The organism is Achromobacter veterisilvae (assembly GCF_900496975.1).
GTDB lineage: Bacteria > Pseudomonadota > Gammaproteobacteria > Burkholderiales > Burkholderiaceae_B > Achromobacter > Achromobacter veterisilvae.
This window is the reverse complement of sequence record NZ_UFQC01000011.1, coordinates 63,795-76,309: the sequence shown is the minus strand read 5'-3', so window position 1 is coordinate 76,309 and position 12,515 is coordinate 63,795. Positions and strand designations below refer to the sequence as shown.

Sequence of the window (12,515 nt, the reverse complement as noted above, 5' to 3'; positions counted from 1 at the left end):
GGGATTTTGGCTTTTTTCCTGGATTTTCAGGTGCTTCAGCGCTAGAATCCGCCTGTGCACGATTCCAAAACTACGCTCGGATTCCAAGAATCTATTTTGTATAAAATTTTGAGAACCAGCGTGTTACCCGGCCCAGCCCCATGTCTATCGACCAACTTTCAGCCCAGGCTTCCAATCAGACTTTGCCGAGCATGGTCTACCAGAAGGTGCGCGATGCCATCCTGAACGGCGTGTTCCGTCCCGGCCAGATGCTGCGGCAGGACGAGGTGGCCAATCGGCTCGGCGTCAGCCGCAGCCCCCTGCGCGAAGCCCTGCCCCGCCTGGAGGCGGACGGAATCGTCGTTCTCCATCCGCGCCGGGGCTATGCCGTGGCAACCCTGGACCCGCAACAGATCAACGAGGTCTTCGACCTGCGCCGGCTGCTGGAGACCGAACTCGCCAGGCGCGCCATCGTGAAGCGCACGGAGGCCGACATCGCCGCGGTCTATGCGATCGCCTCGGAGATGGGCGGCCTTGCCGAGCACACCGACGACGAAAGCTGGGCGCAATGGTTCGACCTGAATACGCGCTTCCACAAAGCCATGCTGAGTCCGGCGGACAGCCCTCATCACCTGCGCGCGCTGGAGCATTCGCGAACCCTGATCGAAAGCTACATACGCACCGAAACCAGGCTCACCGGCGATCTGCGGGAAGCGCAGCAAGAGCACATCCAGCTCGCCCAGGCATTCGTGCTGGGCGATGCCGACCGATTCGTCCAGCTCACCCGGGACCACTCCGAGCACACCCGCGCCCGCCTGCTTGCCGGCTTGCCGCAAGCGGAAATCGATTCGACCGACGAAAAGCAGGAGCAGCCGTGAAACTCGCAACACGATCTGTTGAAGACTAGACCGTCCCGGCCTCGGTGGACGAAGGCCGCGGCGAATCGCGCGCGGCGGTTTTGACAGCGGCGCGTCTTCGGCGGCCGATGCGATTCCCAAGGCGCCCCTTATCTTTACGAAAATGCCGGAGTCGGTCGTGGCGTCACGAACCCGGATCGGCTATCCCGACAAGGCCTGCGGCCAACTCGATTACGAGGCCGAACCCGGTGTGATCATCGGAAAGCCCGGCCTGGGCATTTCCAGGGCCGACGCGCCCGGCCGCGTGTCTGGCACAACGGCCTGACAGAACGCGGCCTTCAGGCCAGCCACGAGCAGTGGTTCCCGGGAGATTCCTTCGAAACCTCGTGCCCCATGGGCCCCTGGACCGGAACGGCGGACGAAGTCGACGTGACCGGCCAGGACGTCCGATGCTGGGTCAATGGCGAACTACGCCAGGATTCCAATAGGCGCAATCTGATCTTCGACGCGCCTATGCTCATCGAAACGATCTCGCGCGGGACGAAGCTGCCGCCGGGCCCGGCGGCGTCGTTTACTTCTGCGCGACCTTGCCGGTATAAGGATTGAAGGCGTTGGTGTAGATCGCCTTGATGTCCACCGGCTTGGCGCGGGCGCCTGCGCGCGCCTGCTGCCAGGCCTCCCAGCGCGCGAAGTCTTCGTTCAGGATTACGCCGCCCGGCGTGGCGACGGACTGCCCTTGCCAGTATTGCAGGCCATTCACGGCCGAACCTTGGCCATGGGTTTCCAGGTACTGCTTATAGACGGCAACCGCCTCGTCGCGCGGGTGGGCGCGCAGCCATTCGATGGCCTTGCCCACCGCGCCGACGAAGTGCCTGAGGGTCTCGGGGTTCTTCTCCACATAGTCGGCGCTGAATACGATGCTGGCAAGATTCACGTCGCCATAGAGTTGATGGTCGTCGAACAGCTTGCGGATACCGCCACGCTGCTCGGCCTGCACCTGGAAGCCGGCCGATAGCAGGGCGAGGTCGATCTGGCCCTGGCGCAACGCCTGCTCGATGTTGGCGGCGGGCAGCACGATGAGCGTGACCTGCTTGCGCTCCTGTTCGTTCAGGCCGCCGCGCTTGAGGTATTCCTCGACCGACGCATCCCACAGCGCGCCCAGCGTGTTGACGCCGACCTTCTTTCCGATGAGATCGCGGGCGCCGCGCACCTGGCTGTTTTCGAGCACCCAGGCGCCCACGGCGTTTTCTTTCGAGGTGGACATGTAGGCCGCGACCGCCTTGAGCCTGGCGCCGGCGGCGACTGCGTTGATGATGCTGCCGTTGAATGACTGGGCGAATTCCGTCTGGCCGGTGGCCGTCAATTGCAGGCCGCCCGGGCCGCCCGCCTGCACGCCGACGCGTTCGAGTTTCAAGGGAGCGAGATAGCCCAGCGCGTCGGCCAGCTCCGCGTAGGCGATCTGGCCCACGCTGGAGGCCTGGTAGCGCAGGACGGTCTGCTCGGGCGCCGCGGCCGACGACGGCGGAACGAGGGCGGCCCAGCCCAGCGCCGACAACGCGGCTATCCGGCGAATGACTGATTTCATGAATGACTCCTTCAGATCGAAAACCGGCAAGGCGGCGTGAAGACAGGCAGGTTATAGGAAGGCGCGCGCGCCAACTTCGATTGTTTTTTCATATCCAAAGCCCTGCCGGTTCTATTGCCGACAAGAACGTCGACATTTATGGCGACGTTTATTGCCGCAGTTTTTTTGGATATACGAAATTCGTTCTTCGCTTTGCTCTCCGCTGACCTCAAGATTGCCTGGCCGCGGCATTTGGCCGCGCTCGCCAGGAGAGACTCATGCCGCAAGTGCTCAGCAAGCCCGCCACGATCCGCGAACAGGTCAGCGAGGCGGAGTGGGCCGCGCGCGTGGATCTGGCGGCCTGCTACCGCCTGGTGGACCTGTACGGGATGTCGGACATCATCAACAACCACATCACCATGCGGGTGCCGGGCGAGCCCGAGCATTTCCTGATCAATTCGCACGGCGAGCTGTATGGCGAAGTGACGGCCTCCAGCCTCTACAAGATTCACCACGACGGCGAAGTCATCCTCAAGCCGCGCAACGACTACGGCATCAACCGCGCGGGCTACGTCATCCACAGCGCCATTCATGAGGCGCGGCCGGATGTGAACTGCATCGTGCATACGCACACGCGTGCCGGCATGGCGGTGGCGGCGCTGGATTGCGGCATTCTTCCGATTTCGGTGACGGCCTTGCGCTTCTATGGCCGCTACGGCATCCACGAGTACGAGGGTGTCACCATCTACGACGGCGAGAAGCCGCGGCTGGTGCGGTCGCTGGGCGACCATGACCTGCTGCTTCTGCGCAATCACGGCCTGCTGAGCTGCGGCCGCAGCATCGCCGAGGCCTTCAACATCATCTACAACGCCGAACAGGCCTGCCAGATCCAGGTCGACGCCATGGGCACGGGCGCCGCGCTCGTCTATCCGGAAGAGCGTATCCGCCGCGAAGTCGCGGAGCTGTTCGTGCCGGGCGTGCGGCGCACGTTCGGCGAACTGGAATGGCCGGCGCTGTTGCGCCGGCTGGACGCCATCGATTCTTCCTACCGGCTATGACACATCACTTGGAAACCAGCGGATCGCGCATCGATCTCGAACACGTCGAGCAGGCGTTCACGCGCGGCCAGGGCAAGGCCGCCAGCAGCCTGACCGTGTTGCAGGACGTGAACCTGAGCATTGCGCCGGGCGAATTCATGGCGCTGGTGGGACCCAGCGGCTGCGGCAAATCCACGCTGCTGGACCTGATCGGCGGCTTGACGCGACCCTCGCGGGGCGCGGTGCGCCTGGACGGCCGCGTGGTCACCGGCTCCGGCCTGGACCGCGGCATTGTGTTCCAGCAATACGCTTTGCTGCCTTGGCGCACGACTTTGCAGAACGTGGGCTTCGGGCTGGAAGCGCAAGGCAGGCTGTCGCGCGCCGAACGCGTGGAGAAAGCCCGGCACTACCTCGAACTGGTCGGCCTGGCGGGGTTCGAACAGCACTACCCGCATGAATTGTCGGGCGGCATGAAGCAGCGCGTCGCCATTGCGCGCAGCCTGGCCTTCGAGCCCAAGGTGCTGCTGATGGATGAACCGTTCGCGGCGCTGGACGCGCAGACGCGCGAAACGCTGCAGGACGAGTTGCTGCGCATCTGGGAGACCACGGGCCGCACCATTCTTTTCATCACGCATGGCATCGACGAAGCGGTGTACCTCGGCCAACGGGTGGCCGTCATGACCTCGCGCCCCGGACGCATCAAGCACGTGTTCGCCATCGAAGGGCGGGAGGGGCGCGATGCCGACGGCGATTGGCGTTCCAGCCCGGAATTCGTGCGCCAGCGCCACGCCATCTGGACCTTGCTGCATGACGAGGTCCGACAGAGCCAGCGCCATGAGGCGCTGGCCTGATCCCGATCCAATCCTCGAAAGACCGACCCATGACCGATTCCGTTTTGCACCGCGCCGCGCCGGCCGGCATCGCCTTGCCGTTCGCCGCGCTGGCCAGCGTGCTGAGACGCCTGCTGCTCTTGATCCTTTTGCTGGCGCTGTGGGAGATCGCGCCGCGCGCCGGCTGGGTGGACGCGGCCTTCTTTCCGCCGATCTCGGTGGTGGCGCATGCCTGGCTGGATATGTGGCACGACGGCACCACGGGCGAGAACCTGCTGGCCAGCCTGCTGCGTTCGATCTCCGGATTCGGGCTCGCGGTGCTGGTGGGCATTCCCCTGGGTTTGCTGATCGGGTGGTACCGGCGCCTGGCGGAGCTGCTCAACCCCATCATCGAGCTGTTCCGCAACACCGCGACGCTGGCGCTGTTGCCGGTTTTCATTCTGCTGCTGGGCATCGGCGAAGCCTCCAAGATCGCCATCGTGTTCTATGCCTGCACCTGGGCCATCCTGTTGAATACCATCAGCGGGGTGCGCAATGTCGATCCCCTGCTGATCAAGTGCGCGCGCTCCATGGGGCTGTCGCCGCTGCGGCTGTTCCAGAAGGTGGTGCTGCCTTCGGCGGTGCCGACGATTTTCACGGGTATCCGCCTCGCGGGCGCGACCTCGATCCTGGTGCTGGTCGCCGCCGAGATGGTCGGCGCCAACGCCGGGCTGGGCTACTACATCACGTACGCCCAGAACAATTTTCAGATCGACCGCATGTACGCCGGAATTCTGACGGTATCGGCCCTGGGTCTGGTCATCAACTACGGGCTGGTGGCGCTGGAGCGGCGCTTCTCGGCCTGGAAACAATGAGATGAGCATCATGAGCGCATCGCTGTACCTGAACCTGACGTTGCCGGGACCCGGCGCGCATCCCGCCGCCTGGCGCCATGCGGGTTTTCATCCGGCCGATCTCGCCTGGTATCAAGGCATCGCGCGGCTGGCCGAGCGGGGCAAGTTCCATTCCCTGTATTTGCCGGACAGCCTGGCGGCGCCCGCCACGCTGGCCCATGGCCCGGCCGGACTTGCCGCCGAACCGCTGACGCTGCTGGGCGCGCTGGCGGCCGGCACCGAGCGCATCGGCCTCATCGCCGCCATCGCGCCTGAACTCAGCCAGCCCTACAACATCGCGCGGCGGTTGGCGACCCTGGACCATGCCAGCCAGGGCCGGGCGGGCTGGCTGCCGCGTGCCGTCACGGACGAGGAACGGCTCAACTTCGACCGCCGGCCGGAACCGGACGACGACTTGCCGCAAGAGTACGACCAGGTGCTGCGCGCCCTGTGGGATAGCTGGGCGGACGACGCCCGGCAGGTCGACAAGCCCCAAGGCACCTATGTCGACACCGGCCGGGTACGAGCCATCGACCACGTCGGCCGGCATTTCCGTGTCACCGGCCCCCTGGACATTCCGCGTCCGCCTCAAGGCCACGTGGTGCTGGCGGCGCAGCATGACGGCCCGCTTGCCGGTTCCGCCGACATCGTGTTCCTGAATGCCCCGGATCTGCCGTCGGCGCGGGCCGTGCTGCCGGCCGCGCGCCGCTCCGGCGCGCGGGTGCTGGCGACCTTCAGTGTGATCGCCTCGCCAAGCGAAGCCCAGGTAGAGCGCCGTCTGCGCGCGCGCGCCGGATACGGCGGCGCCTGGCAGCCCGGTTGGCCGGTGCTGGCGGGCACGCCGCCGGAGATCGCCAGCCAGTTGGCGCCCTGGGTCGAGGACCTGGGCGTGGACGGCTTGAACCTGGTGCCGGCGGTGGTCGACGAAGACCTGGGCGACATCGTGGACTACCTGCTGCCGGAACTGCGGCAGCGCGGCTGGCTGGACCGCGATTACGCGGCCAATACCCTGCGCGGGCATTACGGGCTGGAACGGCCCGCCAATCTCGATCTGGCACCGGCCTGAGCCGGGCATTCATCAGGAAGCTAATGCAATGGCTCTCTCTCAGCGGAAACTCATCCTGGGCGCGGAATTCCATCAATCGGGCGACCACGAAGGCGGCTGGCGCATGCCCTCGGCCCAACCGTGGCGCGGAACCGACCTGTCGTATTACCAATCGCTGTCCCGGCTGGCCGAGCGCGGCAAGATGGACTTTGTGTTCTTTGCCGACTTCCTGGCCTACACGCCCCGCATCCGGCAAAGCATACGGTGGGAACTGGAACCCCTGACCCTGCTGGCCGGCGTCGCGGCGGTAACCGAGCGCATCGGCCTGGTGGCGACCGGCTCCACGCTCTATACCGAACCCTACAACCTGGCGCGCAGCTTCGCCACGCTGGACCATCTGAGCGGCGGACGGGCGGCCTGGAACATCGTCACCACCGGCGAAACCGCGACCGCGGGCGACTTCGGCCATGCGCAGGTCGTGCCCCACGATCAGCGCTACGCCCATGCGCACGAATATACCGCCTTGATCCGCGAGTTGTGGGATAGCTGGGACGATGCCGCGCTGGCGCCGGACCGCGACCATGGCCGCTATGCCGACCCCGCCCGGGTGCGGCCGCTGGACTACGACAGCGGGCGGCATCGTGTCGCGGGCGCCTTGAATCTGCCGCGCCCGCCGCAAGGGCATCCGGTGCTGGTGCAGGCCGGCTCGTCCGAAGACGGCCGCAACTTCGCCGCGGCTCACGCCGAGATGGTGTTCACGGCCCAGCCCACGCTGGATTACGGCCAGGCCTTTTACCAGGACATGCAGCGGCGCGTGGCGCTGGCCGGACGCAGCCCCGGCAGCCTGAAGGTCGTGCCGGGCCTGCTGACGGTGATCGGAAGCACGGATGAAGAAGCGCGGCGCCTGCGCAATCAGTTGGACGATCTGCTGGTGCCGTCGGTGTACGCGAATCTGCTGGGCTCTTTCGGGATCGATCTTTCCAGGTTCGACCTGGATGATCCCGTGCCGGAAAACCTGGGCAGCGTGGCGGGCTTTGAAGGGATCAAGAGCCGCCTCGCCATCATCGAGCATCTGGTGCGCCATTGGGGCGACAAGCCGACGATACGCCAGCTCATCCGCCGCCTGGCCGGCAGCCGCGGGCATTTCGCCGTCACCGGCACGCCCGGGAAGATCGCCGCTTCCATACAGACCTGGTTCGAGCAGGGCGCGGCCGACGGCTTCATCATCAAGTACTCGCACCTGCCGGGCGGCATCCGCGAATTCGTCGACGAGGTCGTCCCGCTGCTTCAGCGGACCGGCATCTACCGCAATGACTACGAAGGCACTACCTTGCGTGAGCACTTGGGGCTGGCCCGCCCCGATCGCGCGCAGGCAGGGGAAAGGCAGGTCGCTTGAAGAAGCCCATCGTGGCGCTGGACCAGCAATTGCGGGACCGGATCGCCTCGCAGGAAATCCCTCCCGGCGCCAAACTGCGTGAAAGCGAGGTGGCCGAGCGCTTCGGCGTATCGCGCGCGGCCGTGCGCGATGCCTTCGGCATCCTGGCGCAGCGCGGCTTGATCGAGCGCATTCCGAATCGGGGCGCGGTCGTAAAGCGGCTGGGCCACGAACAGATCGTCGAGATCTTCGCCGTGCGCGAAGTGCTGGAAGGGCTGGGCGCGAGGCAGGCCGCGCAGAAGGCGCCGCGCGCATTCTGGGACCGGCACGTCGCGGCGCTCGGCGAGCCGATGGAGGGCTATGTCCGCGACGGCGACTTCGAGTCCTTCCTGTCGAGCTACGACGCGTTCCGCCGAGACATCATCGTTGCCGCCGACAATCAGTTGCTGACCGACATGCTGGATGGCATGCGCGAGAAAATCATGGTGCTGGCGCGCCGCATCATCATTCTTCCGGGCCGGGCGGCCCAGGCCCTGCAAGAGCACCGCGCCGTGCTGGACGCGCTTTGCCGCGGGGATGCGGAGGCGGCCGAAGTCCTGCGCAAGGAAAATATGCGCAGCGGCCTGCGCTGGCTGGAGCGTTACCGGAATTTCATCCTGTAGGCAGCCGCGCGGGGCGGCAGCGCCTGGCGGCGTAGCGGCAAGCCAGGGCCGCGGCCGCGCACCCCGCCCAGACCGTCCAGTGCAGCGGCGCGGCCAGCGCGGGCCGCAGTTCGGCGTCGCCCGCCAGCGCCAGCAGGTCGGCGGGCATCACCGCCAGCCACAGCAGCGCCGCGGCGCGCCACTGTTCCGGCCAGAGCCTGCGCCCGCCGCGCATCAGCGCGTGCAGCCCGCAGGCGCCCCAGGCCAGGAAGAAGGCCGCCACCTCGCGTTCGTGCAGTCCCGGAGAGGCCGGCCAAGCCAGGCGGTTGGCCAGCAGATACGCGGCGCAGGCGCATACCGGGCCGCAGACCATCGCCACGTTCAAGCGATGCGCCGCCCGCCCGAACGGGGACGCGGCCGCCGCCGGCCTGGCCACATACAGCACCAGGCCCGTGGCGATCATCGCGGCGCCGGACAGCGCCAGGAGAAAATACAGCGCGCGCAGCAGCGGCGCGGCGTAGTGGCCGTAATGCAGTCCGCCCAGCGTCCGGATCAGCCGCAGGGATCCCGGATACTCCGTCCGGACGTCGAGGATTTCCGCCGTGCTCGCGCGCAGCGACACGCGGTCGGGAAACGCCAGCAGGCGGTCGTCGAAGCCGCGCCACGCGTCGGCGATCGACGCTTGCGTGCCGGGCCGCCTGATCTCGATCGCGGCGACCTTGCCTTCGCCCAATACGGACTCGGCCCGCTGCGCCAGCGACGCCAATGGAACCATGGCCGCCGCGGGGCCCGGCGCGGACAGGGGCGGCGGACGCGGAAAGACCTCGGCCACCATGGCCGCCACGTCCCCGCCGTAGCGGCTGTGCATGCCCGCCGGCAGATAGGCCAGCAGCAGCGTGCTCAACGCGGTCAGGACGATCATGCAGTGAAACGGCAGCGGCAGCACCGACAGCGCATTGTGCGCGTCCAGCCAGGCTCGGCCCGGCGAGGCGCGCGGCCGGAACGTGAAGAAATCCGCGAACAGCCGCCGATGCACGATCACGCCGGACACCAGCGTCACCAGCAACGCCAGGCTACAGGCTCCCACCAGCCAGATGCCGGCCTGCCCGGCATGCAGGCTGTAGTGGAACTCCACCAGGAACTCGCCGCCTTCCGTGTCGCGCGGGACTATCTCGCGGCCGCTGGCGGGGTCCAGCATCGCGCCGCCCTCGCCTCCCTCGCCATGCCACGACAGCGCCAGCAAGGGGTGGCGCGCGTCCGGCAATTCGACACGCCACGACGCAGCGTTGCGCGCATGGCGTTCCAGCCAGTCCTGCGCCGTGGCCAGGGCCTGGCTGCGGCTGGCCGGGCCGGCCGCCGCGCTCTCGGGCGCCATCCAGCGGCTGAGTTCCAGCGCATAGACGCTCAGGGCGCCGGTCAGGAATACCGCGAACGCGATCCAGCCGAACAGCAGGCCGACCCAGGTGTGCAGCCAGGCCATGCGCTGGCGCAGGCTTCCTTCGGGAAAAGGGCTCATGCCGCCAGTCCCCACCGCAAGCCCAGGGCGCCCAGGCAGCCGGCGGCGATGGCGACCCACACGCGCCGCGGGCTCGCCGCCGCGAAGCACCCTATCGCCAGGGCGACGTGCGCGGGAATCGCCAGCAGCGCCGGATAGAGAATGGCGTCCGCCGGCGCCCAGGGCAGGAGCGCCGCCGCCGCGACCGCGGCCGACACCAGCGCGTAGGCGCCCAGCGTGGCCGCAAGCGCGCGCGCCAGCGTCCCGCGCCAGCCGCCGCGCCGCGTCACCATGCGTACTTCAGCGTGGCCAGCACCAGCCGCCCCGCGCCGTAGGTGCAGGCGGTCGCCGTCACGCAAGTGCCCACGTAGGTCCGGTCGAACAGGTTGCTGGCGTTCAGCGCCAGGCTCAACCCCCGCAGCTCGGGCCGCATCTGGCCCAGGTCGTAGGACAGCGCGGCATCCACCAGCGTCACCGACGGGATGCGCAGCGTGTTCGCCGCGTCGCCCCAATCGGCGCCGATGTAGCGCACGCCCGCGCCCAGTCCCAATCCCTGCAAGGGCCCGTCCTGCACCTTATAGGCCAGCCACGCCGCCGCCTGGTGCGCCGGCGCGTAGAACTGTTTCTTGCCTTCGCGCGATTGCGGCGCGCCATCGATGACATCGACGTTGGCGCTCTTGGTCACGACGGCATCGACGTACGAATAAGAGGCGATGAGATCCCAGCCGCGAGCCAGGCCGGCCTTGCCTTCCAGTTCGATGCCGCGGGCGCGGGTCTCGCCGGTCTGCGCCTGAAAGCCCGGCGGCCGGCCCGGCGTGGTATCGCTGGTCAGCACGTTGGTCTGCGTCAACTGGTACGCGGACAAGGTCACCATGCTGTCGCTGCCCGGCGGCTGGTACTTCAGCCCCGCCTCGATCTGCCGGCCCTTGGACGGCTGGAACGGATTGCTCTCGTAGTCGGTGCCGCCGGTGGGCGCGAACGAGGTGGAATAGGCCACATAGGGCGCCAGGCCGTTCTCCAGCACATAGGTCAGCCCCGCGCGGCCGGTGAAGGCGGAATCGCTCTGCGCCACCTTGCCGGAGGTCAACTGGTTGCGGGTGGTGCTGCGCGCCATGTCGTAGCGTCCTCCCAGCGTCAACAGCCAGTTGCCGTACGAGATCTGGTCCTGCGCGTAGACGCCGGACTGTTCGGTGCGCTGGACGGCGTCGATGCGCGGAATCAGGTCGCGCACGCCCGGCCGCGGCCGGCCGTAGACCGGGTCGTAGAGATCCAGCGGCGGCACCCCGGCGATGACGTTGGCGAATTTGTAGGTATCGCGCATGTCCAGGTAATCGAACCCGGCCAGGAACTCGTGCCCGACCGCGCCCGTGCGGAAACGCGCGACCGCCTGGGTATCGACGCTCAGCGTCGTGCCGGTGCCCTGGCCGCGCGCCATGGTGCGCGACCAGGTCCGCATGTCGGCGGGGTCGAGCAGGTAGCCCACGGTGGTGCGCGCCTCGCCCCGCATGTGGCTGTAGCGCAATTGCTGCTTGACGGTCCAGGTGTCGTTGAACTGGTGCGAGAACAGGTAGCCGGCCGAATATTGCTCCCGGTCGTAGGCATCCCAGCCCGGTTCCCCCGCGAATCGGTCGCGCGGGATACGGCCGTTGGGATTGGAATAGAGCGTCCCCGCCGCCGGCAGGTTGCCGTACAGCGGCACCTGGTGGTCCTTCTGGTAGAAGCCCAGCAGGGTCAGCGAGGTGGCCGCCGAGGGCCGCCACGTCAGCGCCGGGGCGACGAAGGTCCGGTCCTCTTCGGAATAATGCGCGGACTGGGCCGCGTCGCGCTCAAGCGCGACCAGGCGGTAGCTCCACTGCCCCGCCTCGTCCACCGGACCGCCCAGATCGAGGGCGGCTTGCGCCCGGCCGTAGCTGCCGGTCTGCAATTCGATCTCGCGCCGCGGCGTCTGCGTCGGCAGCTTGCTCACCATGTTGATCAGGCCGCCCGGCGTATTCTGGCCGTAGAGCACCGACGAGGGCCCTTTCAGCACCTCGATCCGCTCCAGCCCGTAGGGCTCGATCTGCAGCATGCCGAAACTGTAGGCGCCGTAGGGCAGCCGGGCGCCGTCCAGATTGTTCCGCGCCGCATAGCCGCCGCGCAGGTAGATGTTGTCGTAGCGCAGGTCCGCGCTGCCGCCCGGCGCATAGACGCCGGGCGTATAGGCCAGCGCCTCGACCACGCTGCGGGCTCCGCGCATCGCGATCTCGTCGCGCGTCACCACGTTCACGGTCTGCGGGATTTCCAGGATCGGCGTATCGGTCTTGGTGCCGGCGGCGCTGCGCCGCGCGACGATGCCATCGGCCTCGCCCCGGGCCGGCTCGTCCGCGCCTTCCACGCGCACCGCCGGCAACAGCGCCGCCGATTCCTGGGGCAGCAGCCGCAGGGTGTAGACGTTCGCGCCGTCGCGCCGCGCCACCAGCGGCGTGCCGGCCAGCAGCCGGGCCAGCCCCGCGTCCACCGTCCAGGCCCCTTGCAGCCCCGCCGTGCGCCGGCCTTCGGCCAGCGCCGGATCGAAGGAAAGATTGATGCGCGCCGCGCCGGCGAACGCGGCCAGCGCCGGCCCCAGCGGACCGGCGGGAATATCGAATCGCGGCAATGCTGCGGCTCCCGACGAGGTGCCGGCGGGCTGCGCCAGGACGGCGGGCGCGGCCACCGCCCATCCCAATGCGGCGCATAACGCGCCCGCGGCCGCCCGGCGGCTCGCCCAGTTGGGCGGCCAGGCTACTGTGTGCTTGCTTGAAACCATGCTGATCCCGACAGAGTGCTAGCGAAGGTGCTATA

At 67.8% G+C, this 12,515-nt stretch carries 11 protein-coding genes and 1 pseudogene; 8 read left to right on the top strand and 4 right to left on the bottom strand.

Annotated elements, in window-relative coordinates; genetic code table 11:
* The first annotated feature begins 140 nt into the window (after window positions 1–140).
* The gene (locus tag AVE30378_RS12205) at window positions 141–857 is read left to right on the top strand and encodes a GntR family transcriptional regulator (RefSeq protein WP_129241128.1); all 717 of its coding nucleotides are present in this window, start codon (window positions 141–143) and stop codon (window positions 855–857) included.
* Between the two features lie 142 nt (window positions 858–999).
* Window positions 1,000–1,442: pseudogene (locus tag AVE30378_RS12195) on the top strand (fumarylacetoacetate hydrolase family protein).
* Here AVE30378_RS12195 and AVE30378_RS12190 read toward each other — a convergent pair.
* The gene (locus AVE30378_RS12190) at window positions 1,408–2,421 is read right to left on the bottom strand and encodes an ABC transporter substrate-binding protein (protein WP_129241126.1); all 1,014 of its coding nucleotides are present in this window, start codon (window positions 2,419–2,421) and stop codon (window positions 1,408–1,410) included. The pseudogene AVE30378_RS12195 and the gene AVE30378_RS12190 overlap by 35 nt on opposite strands.
* A 257-nt stretch (window positions 2,422–2,678) precedes the next feature.
* Between AVE30378_RS12190 and AVE30378_RS12185 the strand changes: the two genes are divergently transcribed.
* From AVE30378_RS12185 to AVE30378_RS12160, 6 genes are read left to right on the top strand one after another with little or no spacing between them, the layout of a single operon-like run.
* Window positions 2,679–3,458: a class II aldolase/adducin family protein gene (locus tag AVE30378_RS12185; protein ID WP_129241125.1), complete on the top strand. Its 780-nt coding sequence runs from the start codon at window positions 2,679–2,681 to the stop codon at window positions 3,456–3,458.
* Complete coding sequence (locus AVE30378_RS12180) at window positions 3,455–4,288, top strand: ABC transporter ATP-binding protein (RefSeq protein ID WP_129241124.1); 834 nt, start codon at window positions 3,455–3,457, stop codon at window positions 4,286–4,288. Before AVE30378_RS12185 ends, AVE30378_RS12180 begins: the two co-directional genes overlap by 4 nt.
* Before the next feature lie 29 nt (window positions 4,289–4,317).
* Window positions 4,318–5,121 carry an ABC transporter permease gene (locus AVE30378_RS12175; RefSeq protein ID WP_129241123.1) on the top strand — a complete coding sequence of 268 codons (804 nt, stop codon included), beginning with the start codon at window positions 4,318–4,320 and terminating at the stop codon, window positions 5,119–5,121.
* A gap of 10 nt (window positions 5,122–5,131) precedes the next feature.
* Window positions 5,132–6,205, top strand: coding sequence for an LLM class flavin-dependent oxidoreductase (locus tag AVE30378_RS12170; RefSeq protein ID WP_165360162.1), 1,074 nt, complete (start codon window positions 5,132–5,134; stop codon window positions 6,203–6,205).
* 28 nt (window positions 6,206–6,233) lie between these two features.
* On the top strand, window positions 6,234–7,580 hold the full coding sequence (locus AVE30378_RS12165) for an LLM class flavin-dependent oxidoreductase (RefSeq protein ID WP_129241121.1): 1,347 nt from the start codon (window positions 6,234–6,236) through the stop codon (window positions 7,578–7,580).
* On the top strand, window positions 7,577–8,221 hold the full coding sequence (locus AVE30378_RS12160) for a GntR family transcriptional regulator (RefSeq protein ID WP_129241120.1): 645 nt from the start codon (window positions 7,577–7,579) through the stop codon (window positions 8,219–8,221). The genes AVE30378_RS12165 and AVE30378_RS12160 overlap by 4 nt, the downstream gene beginning before the upstream one ends.
* Here AVE30378_RS12160 and AVE30378_RS12155 read toward each other — a convergent pair.
* From AVE30378_RS12155 to AVE30378_RS12145, 3 genes are read right to left on the bottom strand one after another with little or no spacing between them, the layout of a single operon-like run.
* The gene (locus AVE30378_RS12155) at window positions 8,211–9,716 is read right to left on the bottom strand and encodes a PepSY-associated TM helix domain-containing protein (protein WP_129241119.1); all 1,506 of its coding nucleotides are present in this window, start codon (window positions 9,714–9,716) and stop codon (window positions 8,211–8,213) included. The genes AVE30378_RS12160 and AVE30378_RS12155 overlap by 11 nt on opposite strands.
* On the bottom strand, window positions 9,713–9,988 hold the full coding sequence (locus tag AVE30378_RS12150) for a hypothetical protein (protein ID WP_129241118.1): 276 nt from the start codon (window positions 9,986–9,988) through the stop codon (window positions 9,713–9,715). The genes AVE30378_RS12155 and AVE30378_RS12150 overlap by 4 nt, the downstream gene beginning before the upstream one ends.
* Window positions 9,982–12,480: a TonB-dependent siderophore receptor gene (locus AVE30378_RS12145; RefSeq protein WP_129241117.1), complete on the bottom strand. Its 2,499-nt coding sequence runs from the start codon at window positions 12,478–12,480 to the stop codon at window positions 9,982–9,984. Before AVE30378_RS12145 ends, AVE30378_RS12150 begins: the two co-directional genes overlap by 7 nt.
* Between the last annotated feature and the right edge of the window lie 35 nt (window positions 12,481–12,515).

Bases quoted from the DNA above. Each gene is read 5' to 3' on its own strand.
- AVE30378_RS12180 (WP_129241124.1), top strand. From the start codon at position 3,455: ATGACACATCACTTGGAAACCAGCGGATCGCGCATCGATCTCGAACAC.
- AVE30378_RS12190 (WP_129241126.1), bottom strand. From the start codon at position 2,421: ATGAAATCAGTCATTCGCCGGATAGCCGCGTTGTCGGCGCTGGGCTGG.
- AVE30378_RS12175 (WP_129241123.1), top strand. From the start codon at position 4,318: ATGACCGATTCCGTTTTGCACCGCGCCGCGCCGGCCGGCATCGCCTTG.
- AVE30378_RS12165 (WP_129241121.1), top strand. From the start codon at position 6,234: ATGGCTCTCTCTCAGCGGAAACTCATCCTGGGCGCGGAATTCCATCAA.
- AVE30378_RS12150 (WP_129241118.1), bottom strand. From the start codon at position 9,988: ATGGTGACGCGGCGCGGCGGCTGGCGCGGGACGCTGGCGCGCGCGCTT.
- AVE30378_RS12145 (WP_129241117.1), bottom strand. From the start codon at position 12,480: ATGGTTTCAAGCAAGCACACAGTAGCCTGGCCGCCCAACTGGGCGAGC.
- AVE30378_RS12155 (WP_129241119.1), bottom strand. From the start codon at position 9,716: ATGAGCCCTTTTCCCGAAGGAAGCCTGCGCCAGCGCATGGCCTGGCTG.
- AVE30378_RS12205 (WP_129241128.1), top strand. From the start codon at position 141: ATGTCTATCGACCAACTTTCAGCCCAGGCTTCCAATCAGACTTTGCCG.
- AVE30378_RS12185 (WP_129241125.1), top strand. From the start codon at position 2,679: ATGCCGCAAGTGCTCAGCAAGCCCGCCACGATCCGCGAACAGGTCAGC.
- AVE30378_RS12170 (WP_165360162.1), top strand. From the start codon at position 5,132: ATGAGCGCATCGCTGTACCTGAACCTGACGTTGCCGGGACCCGGCGCG.